Origin of the sequence: Aeromonas sp. 602396 (genome assembly GCF_049173735.1) — a bacterium.
In the GTDB taxonomy this organism is placed as follows: domain Bacteria; phylum Pseudomonadota; class Gammaproteobacteria; order Enterobacterales; family Aeromonadaceae; genus Aeromonas; species Aeromonas veronii_A.
In genome coordinates, this window is sequence record NZ_JAAKSD010000010.1 from 71,125 (window position 1) to 86,198 (window position 15,074).

Below are 15,074 nucleotides of genomic sequence, written 5' to 3' on the forward strand. Positions count from 1 at the left end.
TCTGATGAGCGGCAAACGGGATGGCGCGACAGTGTGGCTGTTTGCGCTTGCGGTGTGGCGCCATCTGGAATGAAGGGGATGCTACTGTTCGGTGTTATAAGACGGAAACAACAAATTATTCTTAGTTATATACAAAATTCGAAATGGAATTCGGTGTGTAATGGAGTAGCTGCTTTTTGCGCAGCCATTAAGGGCGGAATGGGAAATGATGGGAAGGAGAGTGATAACCAGAGGCAAGCTGCCAGCGGCAAAAATGACCAAAACAGAAAATGGCCAAAACAGAAGGGAGGCGGATGCCTCCCTTCTGGTTGAGCGGTTTTTCACCTGACCGAAAGCACAGGCGAGTGACCGTGCATTCTGGCCTTAACCGATTGCTGGCTCTCAGTAACCCAGGGTAAAGCGCTGGCGCTGGTGAGCCGGTTTTTCCACCTCGTTCAGCACACCGTCAGCCAGATCACCGGCGGTGATCCCGGCAGGCTGTTCGCCGCTGAACAGCACCTGATCGCCACCAATCCGATAGCCGCCGCGCTTCTCGCCCGGTTCGAGGAACACCGGGGGAGAGACAAAGCGCCAGTCGAGGGTGGTTTCATGACGCAGGGCGGTGAGACCGTCGCGGGCCGCCAGCGCCCCCTGTTTCCACTCGGCCGGAAACTCAGGGGTATCCACCAGTTGCACGCCGGGGGCAACCTCCAGACTGCCGGCGCCACCTACTACCAGCAGCCAGCTGTTGGCCGCTTTGGCTGCTGCGACGATCGCGTTGGCGCCCTTGAGGTACTGGTCGTAGATATCCGGTGTGGTCCAGCCCGGGTTGTAGGCGCTGATCACCCGATCGTGCCCCTTGAGCACCTCGGCCAATGCCTGCGGGTTTTGGGCATCTACCGCCACGGCGGTGACCTGCGGATGGGCGGCCACCTTGCTGACATCGCGGACGATGGCGGTGACGTGATGGCCGCGGCTGATGGCTTCGTTCAGGATGGCTGAACCGACAAAACCACTGGCACCGATCAGGGCAATCTTCATGGGGAACTCTCCTTCACTGTTGGAATGGGGCTATCCTACGCCGCCATTTATGATTTAATAATCACCTCAAAAATGCATTCACTTATAAGCTGGATTTAATAATGGAACAGCTCAGACGTTACGCCATCTTCGCCGCTGTGGTGGAAGCGGGCAGCATGACAGGGGCGGCCAAATCCCTTGGCATGACCCCCTCCGCCGTCAGTCAGCATATCAGCCAGCTCGAAAGCCTGCTCGGACTGCCCCTGCTCCATCGCTCCACCCGTCGTCTCAGTCTGACCGAGGCGGGAGAGGTGGTGTGGCAAGGGTGTCGGGCGTTGCAGCAGACTCTGAGCGAGACCGAACTGCGCCTCTCGGAGGTGCGCGACGCCCTGCTCGGTGAAGTGCGGATCACCGCCCCGGTGGGGATGGCGGGCCAGCCGCTGGCGCTGGCCCTCTCACCGCTGCTGCAGGCCCACCCCGGCCTCACCATCCAGATCATCGCCGACGACGAGAAGCGGGATCTGATTGCCGAGCGGATCGACGTGGCGCTGCGGGTCGGCACCTTGCCTGACTCGACCCTGGTGGCCCGCAAACTGGGGCAGACCCGGATGCTGCTCTGCGCCGCCCCCGCCTATCTGGCGCGCAAGGGAGCGCCGCGCACGCCCGCCGATCTGGCCACCCACGACTGGCTCTGTGGCGACATGCTGGGCAACGGTTTGCTGCTGCTTGACGAGAAGGGGGGCGAGCACAGGGTGAGGTTCAAGGCCAAGGTGCTCTGCAATAACGTGTTGCCCCTGCGCCAGTTTGCGCTGGCGGGGCAGGGGATCTCGCTGCAACCGGAGGGAGAAATTGGCGAGGATCTGGCGCAGGGGCGTCTGCTCGAACTGTTGCCCGGTTTTCGGGTGCAGCCGATGGAGATCCACGCTATCACGCCGCAGCGGGAGATCCCGGAGAAGGTGCGGCGGGTGGTGGAGGCGCTACGCAGCTACTTCGCAGGCACTTCCTGACACATATCAATGCAGCTTGGCCTAGCTGTCAGTTGGGCTCTTGCCCGCCAATGGGCTGGCGGCGCCACAGATAGAGTCCGATTGCCAGCAGCAAGCCGCCCAGAAAGAGCCAGCGAGCGCTCCCCCATTGGCCGTTGTCCGTCATCAGGGCCGCCAGCAACAGGGGGCCAAGCAGCTGACCGAGGTTGGCGAGCTGGACAAAAAATCCCTGCACGATGGCCAGTTGTACCGGCCCCTGACTCACTCCCTGCGCAGACGAGAGGATAGCCGGCGGCGCCATACCACCCGACAGGGAGAGGACGAGGCACAATCCATAGGCCCACCACGGCGACAGGCCGGGCCAGAAGGCGAGCATGCCGCACAGCGCCATCAGACTCAGTGCCCAGCAGATGAGCCGATCTCGCGCCACGCCCCGGCGCAGCAGCCATGCCCCCATCAGGTTGCCGGGAATATTGGCGACCACCGCCAGCGCCGAGAGCAGGGCGATCTGGTTTTGGCCAATCCCGGGGCTGCCTTGCAACATGGTCGGCAGCCAGACAAAGAGCGCCCAAAGCATCAGGCTGTAGAGCATGAACGCCAACCCGTAGCGCCAGAGTGTCAGTTGTCGGAGTACCGTGAGTTGGCGCAGCGGGTGGCCCGAGTTGATCGAGTTTTGGGGTGCCCAGACCCGCAGCCCATCTGCCGAGCGACTGGCGAGCAGAAGCAACAGGACAGAGAGTTGCGGGATCATCAGGAGCAGCCAGGCCAGTCGCCAGCCACCTTGCGCCGTGAGCCAGGGGGTGAGCAGCATACCCGCCGCCGCCCCGAGAGGCAGGTTGACCGTCCACAGGCTCAAGGCCAGCCGTTTATCCTCCTCCCGGGTCACCGCCACGATAAAGGCGGGCATGGCCACCGAGATCAGCAAAAAGCCAATCCCCTCGACAATGCGCGACAGCAGCATCATGGCCAGCCCGGTGGCGGGCAGCGCCAACGCACCGCCTGTGACGATAACCAGTAGCCCGACAACCCCGGTTTGCCGCCCACTCCAGCGAGTCAGCAGCAGGCCGAGAAAGAGGCTGCAGAGGATCGCCAGCGTATTGAAAGCTGAGGCGAGATAGCTGGCTTCGACCAGTGTCAGCCCCAGTTCGCTGCGCAGTATGCCGAGTACGGCGGGCACTTTGCCAAGGCAGAGGGCGCCGCTGGCACCGGCAAAAATGGCGAGGAAGACCAGAGGCCAGCGCGTGCTTTGTGGCTGGTGGCCAGCGAGCGTGCTCATGGTCGATATTGGCCGTTGCGCAGCCACTCATCGTTGAGCTGACCAAATTCGCCGCGCTGATAGGCATGCAGCCGATCTGCAATGGCGTCGTGGCTATTCATCACGAAGGGGCCATGTTTGACCAGGGGTTCATTGAGCGCCTGGCCTGAGAGCAGCACGAAGTGGCAGGGCTCGGTGGCCTCCAGTTGCAGAGCCACCGCCTCGCTGCCATCGGCAGAGAGGCTGACACCCATCCCGTGACCCGCCGGGATGAGGTGCCGCTCACCCTCCGCCTGCAGGGTCAGCGATCCGGTCAGGGGATAGATCATGGCATTCCAGCCTGCCGCCAGCAGATGGGTGAAGCGGCTGCCGGGCGCGCAATGCCCATCGAGCAGGGTAAAGGGTTGGGGCAGTTCTACCGAGTGTGGTGCCGTTATCCCGTTGCTGTGGCCTGCGACCACCCGTATTCGCACCCCTTCGCCATGAAACTCGGGGATGGTGGCAGCGGCTGCGTGGATGGCAAAAGGCGACGTCATCTTCTGACGAGCAGGCAGGTTGACGAAGATCTGCAGGGCGTGGACGTAGGGCGATGCCCCCTCCGGCTGTTCGGTATGCACGGCCCCGCGTCCGGCCGCCAGCCAGTGGAGCGCTCCCGGTTCGATGGGGCCCTGATTGCCGAGGGAGTCGTAGTTGACGTGGGGGCTCGTCGAATCTTCGAACAGATAGGTGACGGCAGAGATCCCGGCATGGGGGTGGGGCTCGAAGGTGGGTGCGGTCATCTGGAAGTGATCCACCATTACCACGGGGTCTATCAGACCGTTGAAAAAATGTTCGCCAAAATGGCTGGCTGCAAAGCCGTTGCCAATGTGCAGCGGTTGGCCCTTGACGGGGGCAGAGAGAGTCAGGCGTCTGGTCATCAATGGATCCTCCAGAAGATAGAAGATGCCTTCGGTCATCTGACCGAAGGCGAGGCGAGTTACGACTTCTTGGCACCCTCTTGCATCTGCCACACCAGGGTGGCGAAAGGCATGTCGAGGGCGCTGTAGACATCGTGTGCCTTGGGGTCGACGTTGCTGCGCAGCATCTCGACAGCGGCGGAGGCGTAGTCGGTGACCGGGATACCGGCCCCCAGCAAGCGTTGCAGACCTGTGGTGCGCTTGGCTTCGTTGAAGGTGCCGGAGGCATCGAGCACCACCCGGGCATCATAGCCGGCAGCCTTGGCAGAGAGGGCCGGGAAGCTGGCGCAGATCTCGAGGGATACCCCGGCGATGATCAGCTGTTTGCGGCCGGTCTGCTCAATGGCGGCGCGCACGGCGGGATCGTCCCAGGCGTTGATGACGGTGCGGTTGATCACCTTCACATCCGGCAGGGCACTGGTCAGTTCGGGCATGGTGGGGCCCCACATGCCATCGGGCATGGTCGCGGTCACGATCACCGGCACGCCGAGGGCGCGGGCGGCGTTGGCCAGCGCCACCACGTTGTGCTTGAGCTCGCCCACCGTGGTGTCGCGCACGCCGCTCAGCAAGCCGACCTGATGGTCGACCAGCAGCAGTACCGCATTGTCTCGGGAGAGCATCTCCAGATAGCGGTTGGGTGATACGGTCGGATGGCTGGCAGCCTCGGCGGCCATGGCCGGTGTCGCTGTAGTGGCCAGCGTGGCGGTCAGGGTCGCCAGACCGAGCAGGGTGGCAGAGCAGATTTGTCGCAGTTTCATGGTGAACTCCTTGTGATATCGGAACAGTCAAACGGCCCTTGCTGGTGGGGCGGATTGCCCGCGCAGCAACCGTCTGATGGGGACAGGGCCATTATGATGGCTGCAAAAATGGCGACAATCTGGTGAAATAGGTTCTTATCGTTCCATTTGTGGAACGATGTGAATGCACCTCACCCTGACCAAGGCTGCCCGATGACACCACTGGAACTTGATTTGAATGATCTCTATCTCTTCACCCATGTGGTGCAACGACAGGGATTCACTGCCGCCGCGCGGGCGCTTGGCGTGCCCAAGTCGCGGATCTCGCGCCGGATCCGGCTGCTGGAGGAGCGGCTGGATACCCGGCTGCTGCAACGTACCTCGCGCCAACTCAGCCTGACCGATGCCGGTGAGGTGCTCTATCGCCACTGTCAGGCGATGCTGGCCGAAGCGCAGGCGGGAGAGGCGGCTGTGCGGCAACGGCAGCAGGAGCCGAGCGGTCTGGTGCGGATCAGCGTGCCCATTACCATTGCCGATGCGCTGCTTGCCCGTTTGCTGCCCGCGTTTATGGTGCAATACCCCAAGGTGAGGCTCGCCGTGCAAGCCAGCAACCGGCAGGTGGATCTGCTGGAGGAGGGGCTGGATGTAGTGATCCGCGGGGTGGCCTTCGAGCAGCCCCCCTCCAGTCTGGTGCAGGTGCCGCTCTGCACGGTGCAGTGGGGCGTGCTGGCTGCCCCAACGTGGCTCTCTCGCCACGGTGCATTGATGCATCCGCGCCAGCTGGAGGGAGAGGATGCCCTGCTCTTCAGCTCGCTGGAGCGTCAGGCCGATCTGTTGCGGCTGCGGCACGATAGTGGGGAGAGTGAGGAGGTGGCGGTCAATGTGCTGTTGCGCAGCGACAATATGCAAACCCTCAAGCAGGCGGCGCTGGCGGGGCTAGGAATGGTGGGCTTGCCACTTTACGCCTGCGTGAATGAGCTGGCGGATGGGCGGCTGCAACAACTGCTGCCCGAGTGGCGTCCCAAAGATGGCAAGCTGGTGATGCTCTACCCAGCGCGGCGCGGCCTGTCACCGGCGGTCAGAGCCCTCATCGACTTTATCAAGGCAAAGTTGCCTGCACTGCTCGCAGAGGTCGGCCAGCCCCGCTGAAGGGGTTATCCCTCCATCTTGCGGCGAATGCGCTCGAACAGGCTCTGCAGGCAGGCTTGATCCCGATCGGCGGCCCGCACCGCACCGTACATATGGCGACGAATACCACTGCCGAGGGGGCGGGCGCAGAGCATCCCCTGTCTGACAAACTCGTTGCTGGCCCAGCGCGGCAGGGCGGCGACCCCGAGGCCGGCGGCGGCCATCTGCAGCATCACCGAGGTGTTGTCCACCGGCTTGCAGCGGGCGGGCTCCACCCCGGCGGGTTGCAAAAAGCGGTTGAAGATATCCATGCGGCTGCGCTCCACCGGATAGACCAGCAGCACCTCCGCCCCCAGATCGCCCGGCTCGATGTGGCTCCGGTGGCAGAGGGGGTGATCCGGCGCCATCACCAGAGTCAGATCAAAGGCAAACAGCGGCTCGAAGTGGAGATCGCCCCGGGCCTGCACATCGGAGGTGAGCAGCAGGTCGAGTTGGCCGCCGAGCAGGGCATTGATGGCATCAAAGCCCGGCACTGACTCCACCTCCAGATCTACCCCGGGCCACTGGCGGCGAAAATCGGGCAACAGCGGCAGCAGCCACTGGATGCAACTGTGGCAATCGAGCGCCAAATGCAGCCTTCCCGCATCGCCGCTCTGCAAGGCCTGCAGCTGTTTCTCGGTTTGGGCCAGGGCGGGCAGTACCTGACGGGCAAAGGCGAGCAGCTGGCTGCCTGCCGCGGTCAGCACCAGCGGGCGGCTTTTGCGCAGGTAAAGCTCCAGATTGAGGCGGGTCTCCAGCTCTTTGAGCTGGTGGGAGAGGGCGGACTGGGTGAGGTTGAGGGTCAGCGCCGCACCGGCCAGCGAGCCCTGCTCGGCCAGCGCGGTCAATGTTTTCAAGTGTTTGATCTCTATCCCTGCATTGCTTGGCACTGCCATAAGATGGCTCCTTGTGAGATTGCGTATGGCGCTGAGGTTGCGGTCGGCGGTGACCTGCTGCGCTTCTTGACTCCGGCACCTCTTGCACCTGTAAAAATCGGCCTCTGTATCCTCGCGGTGAACCTGACTGGCGGTCAGTTGAGGATTATTTGAGAGCCACTTGAAGAGGATTCAATAGCCAGCGTCACCTTATCTTGTCATTTTGGATGTGTAAACATCTGGATGGCTAAATCATCCAGTTTCCCATCAGATGAATGAGCATAAGGAAATGAACCTATGACACGAGCACACACCCTGGGCTTCCCCCGTATCGGCGCCAAGCGCGAGCTGAAATTTGCCCTCGAATCCTACTGGCGTGGCGAGACCACTCAGGCCGAACTTGTTGCCGTGGGCAAGACGCTGCGTGAGCGCCACTGGCAGGCCCAGCACGGCGCCGGGGTCAATCTGCTGCCGGTGGGTGACTTTGCCTGGTATGATCAGGTGCTCGGTACCAGCCTGCTGGTGGATGCGGTGCCTGCCCGTCACCGCCATGGCGAGACCGATCTCGACACCCTGTTCCGGGTGGCCCGGGGCCGTGCGCCGACCGGCCCAGCGGCGGCCGCCGCCGAGATGACCAAATGGTTCAACACCAACTATCACTATCTGGTGCCGGAATTCAGCCGTGATCAGCGCTTCAAGCTGGGCTGGAGCCAGCTGTTTGACGAGGTAGAAGAGGCCAAAGCACTGGGGCTGCCGGTCAAGGCGGTGCTGCTGGGACCGGTCTCTTATCTGTGGCTCGGCAAGGAGAAAGAGAGCGGCTTCTCCCGCCTTGAACTGCTCGATCGCCTGCTCATCGTCTATCAGGAGATCCTGGCCAAGTTGGCCGCCCAGGGAGTGGAGTGGGTACAGATCGATGAACCTGCGCTGACGCTGGACTTGCCGGACGAGTGGCGGCTGGCCTACCTCAACGCCTACGAGCGCTTGAGCGGCCCCTGCAAGCTGTTGCTCACCACCTATTTCGGCTCGGTGGCCCATCAGCGCGACATCATCACCAGCCTCAAGGTAGATGGCCTGCATCTGGATCTGGTGGCCGCCCCCGAGCAGCTGGAGACCCTGTTGCCGCATCTGCCCGCCCAGTGGGTCATCTCAGCCGGGGTGATCAACGGCCGCAACGTCTGGCGTGCCAATCTGGCCAAGCTGGCGCCGACTCTGAAGGCACTGAAAGCCAAGCTCGGCGAGCGGCTCTGGGTGGCCTCATCCTGCTCATTGCTGCACAGCCCGGTGGATTTGACTCTGGAGCAGGAGCTGGATCCCCAGACCCGCAGCTGGTTCGCCTTCGCCTTGCAAAAATGTTTCGAGTTGGGACTGCTCAGAGAGTATCTGGATGGGGGCGAGCTCGACAAAATCACCGCCTACAGCCAGCCCATCGTGGATCGGGAGTCCGACAGCCGGGTGCACAAAAAAGCGGTGCAGTCACGGCTCGCCAGCCTCACCAACAGCGATTTTGATCGCCACAGCCCCTATCCGGTCAGGGCCGAGCTGCAGCGCTCGGATCTCAAACTGCCGCTGCTGCCGACCACCACCATCGGCTCCTTCCCGCAGACCTCGCAGATCCGGGTATTGCGGCAGGATTGGCGTGCTGGTCGCATCGATGATAGCGCCTACGAGGCGGGCATTAAGGCGGAGATCCGCGATGCCATCGCGCGTCAGGAGGCCATCGGGCTGGACGTGCTGGTACATGGCGAGGCCGAGCGCAACGACATGGTGGAGTATTTCGGTGAGCTGCTGGATGGCTTTGCCATCACCCGCTTCGGTTGGGTACAGAGCTATGGCTCACGCTGCGTCAAGCCGCCGGTGATCACCCGCGATATTGACCGCCCGACTCCCATGACGCTCGAATGGACCCGATTTGCCCAGAGCCTGACCGACAAGCCGGTGAAGGGGATGCTGACTGGCCCTGTGACCATCCTCTGCTGGTCCTTCCCGCGGGAAGACGTGAGCCGCGAGCAGTCCGCCCTGCAAATCGGGCTGGCCATTCGCGACGAGGTGGCAGACCTGGAAGCCGCCGGCATCAAGATCATCCAGATCGACGAACCGGCGATCCGTGAAGGCTTGCCCCTGCGCAAGCAGGATCATCAGGCTTATCTCGACTGGGCAGTGCGGGCCTTCCGTCTGAGTGCCAGTCCGGTGGCGGATAGCACCCAGATCCACACTCACATGTGTTACAGCGACTTCAACCTCATCATCGAGGCGGTGGCGGCGCTGGATGCGGATGTGATCACCATCGAGACGAGCCGCAGCCAGATGCAGCTGCTCGAAGCGTTCGAGCGCTTCAACTACCCCAACGAGATAGGCCCCGGCGTCTACGATATCCATTCGCCAAACGTGCCGAGCCAGAGCTGGATTGAGGGGTTGCTGCGCAAGGCGGCCAAACAGATCCCGGCCGAGCGGCTCTGGGTCAACCCGGATTGCGGCCTCAAGACCCGCGGCTGGGAAGAGACAGAAGCCGCCCTCAAGGTGATGGTCGATGCCACCAAGGCGCTGCGGGCCGAGCTGGCGTAACCGGCAAGCCGTGACCGCCATCGATAAGGTGGTGTGCTGACAAACGAACGAGAGAGGGGAAGCCACTGCTTCCTCTCTTTTTTTTCGTTGGCCACTTTTTCCACTGGATCCTGAACCTTGCCGCAGCCCGCTTTGCACTAGGCTCAGAGGTGGCAGGAGTGGATGGAGTCGCGGCCATGGGTGTTGGTATGAGAATCGCAATCCTGTGGGGATTGCTGATGTGGCAGAGTGTCTGGGCGGCGCCAGCGGCCGAGTTGAAGCTGGTCTATTTTGACGACTTTGCCCCATATTCGTGGCGTGATGAACAGGGCAAGATGCGCGGGCTGATGATCGATGTGATGGATCGGGTGGCAGCGCAGATGGGGCTGCGGGTGCACCACGAAGGCTATCCGTGGCAACGGGCGCAAAAAATGGTGCGTCTGGCGCAGGCCGATGGTTTTGTAACCATCGCCACCCGGGAGCGGCGCAGCTATACCCTGGTTGTGGAAGAGCCGGTCACCACGACGACTCTGACGATATTTACGCCGCGTGCTCATCCCCATATGCAGGAGTTCCTGCAAGCCAAACATCTGGGCGATCTCAGGGCGTTCACCTTTCTCGACTATTTCGGTAACGGCTGGGGCAAGGAGAATCTGGCCAGCTTCACCGTTCATCAGACCATCAATGTTGATAACGTCTTCAAAATGCTGGCGGCGGGTCGGGGGGATCTGATGGTGACAGACCCACTGGTCGCACGCTTCAAACTCAACAAGCTGGGGCTGGCCAATCAGGTGGTTGAGGTGCCACTCGTGCTTGAGTCGACACCGTTTAACCTCTGCATCGGCAAACACTCCCGCTTCAATACCCGGATAACCGAGTTCAACAGTGCCCTGCAACAGCTGCGACAAAGCGGCGAGTTGGCGCGTATCGTCGAACGCTATCGTTGATGCGCGGCTGCCATCTGCTGTTTGCCAACGGCGTGTCTATCTTGGCGTCATATCGGCGATGGTTGCCCAGAAGGCATCGATCAAGGGCCCCTTGCTGTGGGGCGGACGGATAAGGCCAATGGTCCAGCAGGCTTCCCCATCTCTAAGGGGGAGGGTGAGTACATCCGGGTGCTCTATGGTGGTGGAGGAGGGGACCAGGGTCCAGGCGATCTCTGCCGCCGCGGTGGCGACGCCTGCGGCGAAGTCGTTGACGTACTGGATATCGCGAAAACGCAGCCCGCTCTGGGCCAGATAGTTCATCAGGTGATCGTAAAACGACGGGGCCTTGTCCCGACGCAGGATCGCCAGCGGCTTGTCCACCAGATCCGCCAATTCCCTCACATCGCGGTAGCTGGCGGGCAGCACGGCGACAAAGTGGGCTTCGACCACCGGCAGGGCGTGCCACCCCTTGGGGGCGGGCAGGCGGCAAAAACCGAGATCCAGCTTGCCTTCACTGAGCGCCAGCAACTGGTGGTGGGTGGAGAGATCGTTGAGCTCTATGGTGACCTGCGGCCGCTCGGCGCGAAAGCGGGCGATGGCGGCGGGCACCAGGATCTTGGTGGCCACGCCAAAGCCGATGCGCAGGGTGCCGACATTGCCCGCCAGCACGTCGCGGGCGGTGCGCGAGAGCTGCTCGCTCTGGATGACCACAGCGCTGGCATCCTCATACAGCGCCCTGCCCAGTCCGGTGAGGCGAGTGGTACTGGCGTTGCGCTCGAACAGCTCGCCGCCCAGCTCCTCCTCAAGCCGCCTTATCTGTTTGCTCAGGGCCGACTGGGTAACATGCTGACGTACCGCTGCTTGGCCGAAGTGCAGCACTTCCCCCAGAGTGACGAAAGCTTTCAGATCCCGTAGCTCCATCAGGGCTCCTTTCATTCCTGTTGGGAATGTTGAGTGGTCAAATTTGTCATTGGACGGAATTTTAGAAGTGATGGATGCTTATGCCAATTCATTTCGGATGCCCCGGCACGGGGGCGCCGAGTTATCAGAGATGGCTGACACCATCAGCGCAGAAGGAGCAACACCAGATGCATCACCACAAGTTCAACGACTTCCCGAGCGATTTTCTGTGGGGCGCCGCCTCCGCCGCCTATCAGGTGGAGGGAGGCTGGAATGCCGATGGCAAGGGGCCCTCGGTGTGGGATCTCTTCACCAAGCTGCCGGGCAAGACCTTTGAGGGGAGCAACGGCGATGTGGCGGTGGATCACTACCACCGCATGGAAGAGGACGTGGCGCTGATGGCCGAGATGGGGCTCAAGGCTTACCGCTTCTCGGTGAGCTGGCCGCGCATCTATCCCACCGGTCGGGGGGAGGTGAACGAGGCGGGGCTGGCCTTCTACGAGAAGCTGATCGACACCCTCTTGGCCCACCAGATCGAACCGGTGCTGACCCTTTATCACTGGGATCTGCCGCAGGCGCTGCAGGATGAGTACGGCGGCTGGGAAGACCGACGCATTATCGAGGATTTCGAGCGCTACTGCGTGACCCTCTATCAGCGTTTTGCCGGCAAGGTGAAGTACTGGGTCTCTCTCAACGAGCAGAATTACAACCTGACCAATGCCTATCAGCTCGGCACCCATCCGCCTGCCGTGCAGGATCGCAAGCGCTTCTTTGCCGCCAACCACATCGCGTTTCTGGCCAATGCTCGGGTGATCAAGGCCTTTCGCCAGTATGTGCCAAATGGCCTCATCGGCCCGAGTTTTGCCTACTCCCCTGCCTATCCGGCGTCGTGCGATCCGAAAGATATGCTGGCCTATGAGAACGCCGAGGAGTTCAACAACCTCTGGTGGCTGGATGCCTACTGCTTTGGCCGCTATCCCCAGGCGGCGCTCGCTTACTTGCGAGAAAACGGCGAGGCGCCGGAGATCCTGCCGGGCGATATGGAGTTGCTGCGAGAGGGGACGCCCGACTACATCGGCGTCAACTACTACTACACCCTGACCTACACAGATAACCCCTTGGGCGGTCAGACCCTGCAGCGGATCAACACCACCGGCAAGAAGGGTACTACGCCATCGAGCGGCATCCCCGGCCTCTACAAGACGGCGCCCAATCCACACCTTGAGACCAGTAACTGGGACTGGGCCATCGATCCGACCGGGATGCGTATCGCCCTGCGTCGCCTCTCTTCCCGCTATGGTCTGCCGCTGATGATCACCGAGAACGGTCTTGGCGAGTTCGACAAGCTGGAGGCGGGCGACAAGGTGAATGATGCGTACCGCATCGATTACCTGCGCAGCCACGTCAAGGCGTGCCAGGAGGCGATGCAGGATGGGGTGGAATTGCTCGGCTACTGCGCCTGGTCGTTCACCGACATCCTGAGCTGGCTCAACGGCTATCAGAAGCGCTACGGCTTCGTCTATGTGGAGCGTGACGAGCAGGGGGGCTCCCTTCGCCGGATCAAGAAGGCGAGCTTCCACTGGTACAGCCAAGTGATTGCGAGCCAGGGCAAGCAGCTCTGACGGTTTATCGCGTCGCGTAACCAGCGGGCCCGGGCAATCCCCGGGCCTGCGCTGTTTTTGGCGGGGGAGCGGGGGCAAGCCGGTTTCTCTCCGTGCGACTCATCCCTGTTTGCTGATTTTTGTCCTGCCAAAGCCGCCGACCCCTGCTATTATCTGCGGCCGAACATGAGCCAATAAAAATCAGGATATCGTGATGACTGACCACACTTTTATTCCCGGCAAGGACGCGGCGCTGGAAGACTCCATCGAACGCTTCCAGACCAAGCTGCAAGCCTTAGGGTTTGATATCGAAGAGGCCTCCTGGCTCAACCCCGTGCCGAACGTTTGGTCGGTGCATATTCGCGACAAAGAGTGCGTCCTCTGCTTTACCAACGGCAAGGGTGCCAGCAAGAAGGCGGCCCTCGCTTCTGCCCTTGGCGAATATTTCGAGCGTCTCTCCACCAACTACTTCTTCGCCGACTTCTATCTGGGCGAGCAGGTCGCCAACGGCGATTTCGTTCACTACCCGAACGAAAAGTGGTTCCCCATCGAGGGTGACCAGTTCCCGGCCGGTCTGCTCGACAGCTTCACCCGCAAGTTTTACAACCCGGATGGTGAAGTGACCGCCGACATGCTGGTGGATCTGCAGTCAAACAACGAAGAGCGCGGTATCGTCGCCCTGCCGTTCGAGCGTCAGTCCGATCACGAGACCGTCTACATCCCGATGAACATCATCGGCAACCTCTATGTCTCCAACGGCATGAGCGCCGGCAACACCAAGACCGAAGCGCGCACCCAGGCGCTCTCCGAGGTGTTCGAGCGCCACGTGAAGAACAAGATCATCGCCGAGGCCATCAGCTTGCCGTTGATCCCGGACGAGGTCATTGCCCGTTATCCGGGGATTGCCGCCTCCATCGCCGCCCTCGAAGCGGAAGGCTTCCCCATTTACAGCTTCGATGCCTCTCTGGGTGGCCGCTATCCGGTCATCTGTGTGGTGCTGCTCAACCCGAGCAATGGCACCTGCTTTGCCTCCTTCGGTGCCCACCCGCGCTTCGAAGTGGCCTTCGAGCGTACCGTCACCGAGCTGCTGCAGGGCCGCGGTCTCAAGGATCTCGACGTGTTTGTGCCGCCGTCATTCGACAACGAGCAGGTGGCGGATCACCACAACCTCGAGACCCACTTCATCGACTCCTCGGGCCTTATCAGCTGGGACCTGTTCAAGCAGGATGCGGACTTCGAGTTTGCCGACTGGGATTTTCGTGGCACCTCGCAGGAGGAGTTCGATCACCTGATCGGCATCTTCCACGAGTTGGAGCAGCCGGTCTATATCGCCGACTACGAGCATCTGGGTGTCTACGCCTGCCGCATCCTGGTGCCGGGCATGTCCGACATCTATCCGGCCGAAGATCTGCTGCTGGCCAACAACAATATGGGCGCCAACCTGCGCGAAGTGATCCTGGCACTGCCATCACTGGATTGGGATGCCGAGCAGTACATGGCGTTGTTTGATCAACTGGATGAAGAGGGGCACGACGAGCGTACCCGTGTACGCGAGCTGCTGGGCATCGCCGCTGCCAAGGGTACCGCGCTGCACACCCTGCGCGTTGGCGAGCTGAAAGCCATGCTGGCGCTGGCCGCCGGTGAGCTGGAGACTGCTCTCGATCTCATCGATTGGACCATGGAGTTCAACCAGTCAGTGTTCACTGCCGAGCGTGCCAGTTACTACCGCGCCCTGCGTGCCTGCGTCGAGTTGTTCCTCGACGAGGAGCGGGATCCGGAGCAGTATCGCGCCGTCTTCACTCGCATGTATGGCGAAGAGACGCTGGCACAGGCATGGGCTAACGCCACTGGCGAAGCACGCTTCCACGGGCTGGAGGCGGCCGACCTGTCGCTCTCCCAGTTCCCGCTGCACCAGAAGCTGCTGGCGGCTTACGAGAAGCTGCAGAAGGCCAAGCGAGCCCATCACTGGGCGTGATCGTTGCTGTAAAGGAAGGGGCCGAGTGGCCCCTTCTGTTTATCGTGCGGCAAGGCACGGGATAGTTATTCAAAGATGAAATAAAAAACAAAAAATACCCCTAAGGGGGTTGATGGCAGGGCAGGGGATGTGCTGTCGATCTGCAAAGATATCTTG

General features: G+C 61.7%; 12 protein-coding genes. 6 read left to right on the plus strand and 6 right to left on the minus strand.

The window, feature by feature from the left end; translation table 11 throughout:
• Nucleotides 1–381 precede the first annotated feature (381 nt).
• On the minus strand, nt 382–1,020 hold the full coding sequence (locus G5229_RS13135; RefSeq protein WP_115521834.1) for an NAD(P)-dependent oxidoreductase: 639 nt from the start codon (nt 1,018–1,020) through the stop codon (nt 382–384).
• 101 nt (nt 1,021–1,121) lie between these two features.
• Between G5229_RS13135 and G5229_RS13140 the strand changes: the two genes are divergently transcribed.
• The gene (locus tag G5229_RS13140) at nt 1,122–2,006 is read left to right on the plus strand and encodes a LysR family transcriptional regulator (RefSeq protein ID WP_421209255.1); all 885 of its coding nucleotides are present in this window, start codon (nt 1,122–1,124) and stop codon (nt 2,004–2,006) included.
• Between the two features lie 28 nt (nt 2,007–2,034).
• Here G5229_RS13140 and G5229_RS13145 read toward each other — a convergent pair whose 3' ends face one another.
• From G5229_RS13145 to G5229_RS13155, 3 genes are read right to left on the minus strand one after another with little or no spacing between them, the layout of a single operon-like run.
• Nucleotides 2,035–3,261 carry a CynX/NimT family MFS transporter gene (locus tag G5229_RS13145; protein WP_421209256.1) on the minus strand — a complete coding sequence of 409 codons (1,227 nt, stop codon included), beginning with the start codon at nt 3,259–3,261 and terminating at the stop codon, nt 2,035–2,037.
• Complete coding sequence (locus tag G5229_RS13150; protein WP_236353602.1) at nt 3,258–4,157, minus strand: pirin family protein; 900 nt, start codon at nt 4,155–4,157, stop codon at nt 3,258–3,260. The genes G5229_RS13145 and G5229_RS13150 overlap by 4 nt, the downstream gene beginning before the upstream one ends.
• Before the next feature lie 59 nt (nt 4,158–4,216).
• On the minus strand, nt 4,217–4,954 hold the full coding sequence (locus G5229_RS13155; protein ID WP_236353604.1) for an isochorismatase family protein: 738 nt from the start codon (nt 4,952–4,954) through the stop codon (nt 4,217–4,219).
• 192 nt (nt 4,955–5,146) lie between these two features.
• Here G5229_RS13155 and G5229_RS13160 point away from each other — a divergent pair, with 192 nt between their 5' ends.
• Complete coding sequence (locus G5229_RS13160) at nt 5,147–6,082, plus strand: LysR substrate-binding domain-containing protein (RefSeq protein ID WP_151286823.1); 936 nt, start codon at nt 5,147–5,149, stop codon at nt 6,080–6,082.
• Between the two features lie 5 nt (nt 6,083–6,087).
• On the opposite strand, the gene G5229_RS13165 is transcribed toward G5229_RS13160, so the two are convergent.
• Nucleotides 6,088–6,996: a LysR substrate-binding domain-containing protein gene (locus tag G5229_RS13165; RefSeq protein WP_368227032.1), complete on the minus strand. Its 909-nt coding sequence runs from the start codon at nt 6,994–6,996 to the stop codon at nt 6,088–6,090.
• Nucleotides 6,997–7,272: 276 nt separating this feature from the next.
• On the opposite strand from G5229_RS13165, the gene metE reads away from it, so the two are divergent.
• Nucleotides 7,273–9,537: a 5-methyltetrahydropteroyltriglutamate--homocysteine S-methyltransferase gene (gene metE, locus G5229_RS13170; RefSeq protein ID WP_421209257.1), complete on the plus strand. Its 2,265-nt coding sequence runs from the start codon at nt 7,273–7,275 to the stop codon at nt 9,535–9,537.
• Nucleotides 9,538–9,755: 218 nt separating this feature from the next.
• The gene (locus G5229_RS13175; protein ID WP_410489649.1) at nt 9,756–10,463 is read left to right on the plus strand and encodes a substrate-binding periplasmic protein; all 708 of its coding nucleotides are present in this window, start codon (nt 9,756–9,758) and stop codon (nt 10,461–10,463) included.
• A gap of 36 nt (nt 10,464–10,499) precedes the next feature.
• Here the strand turns inward: G5229_RS13175 and G5229_RS13180 are convergent, their stop codons facing one another.
• Nucleotides 10,500–11,363, minus strand: coding sequence for a LysR family transcriptional regulator (locus tag G5229_RS13180; protein WP_216978919.1), 864 nt, complete (start codon nt 11,361–11,363; stop codon nt 10,500–10,502).
• Between the two features lie 167 nt (nt 11,364–11,530).
• Between G5229_RS13180 and G5229_RS13185 the strand changes: the two genes are divergently transcribed.
• Together G5229_RS13185 and ycaO are read left to right on the plus strand one after the other, a co-directional pair.
• The gene (locus tag G5229_RS13185; RefSeq protein WP_421209258.1) at nt 11,531–12,964 is read left to right on the plus strand and encodes a glycoside hydrolase family 1 protein; all 1,434 of its coding nucleotides are present in this window, start codon (nt 11,531–11,533) and stop codon (nt 12,962–12,964) included.
• A 193-nt stretch (nt 12,965–13,157) separates the two neighbouring features.
• Nucleotides 13,158–14,918: a 30S ribosomal protein S12 methylthiotransferase accessory factor YcaO gene (gene ycaO, locus G5229_RS13190; RefSeq protein WP_421209259.1), complete on the plus strand. Its 1,761-nt coding sequence runs from the start codon at nt 13,158–13,160 to the stop codon at nt 14,916–14,918.
• The last annotated feature ends 156 nt before the right edge of the window (nt 14,919–15,074 follow it).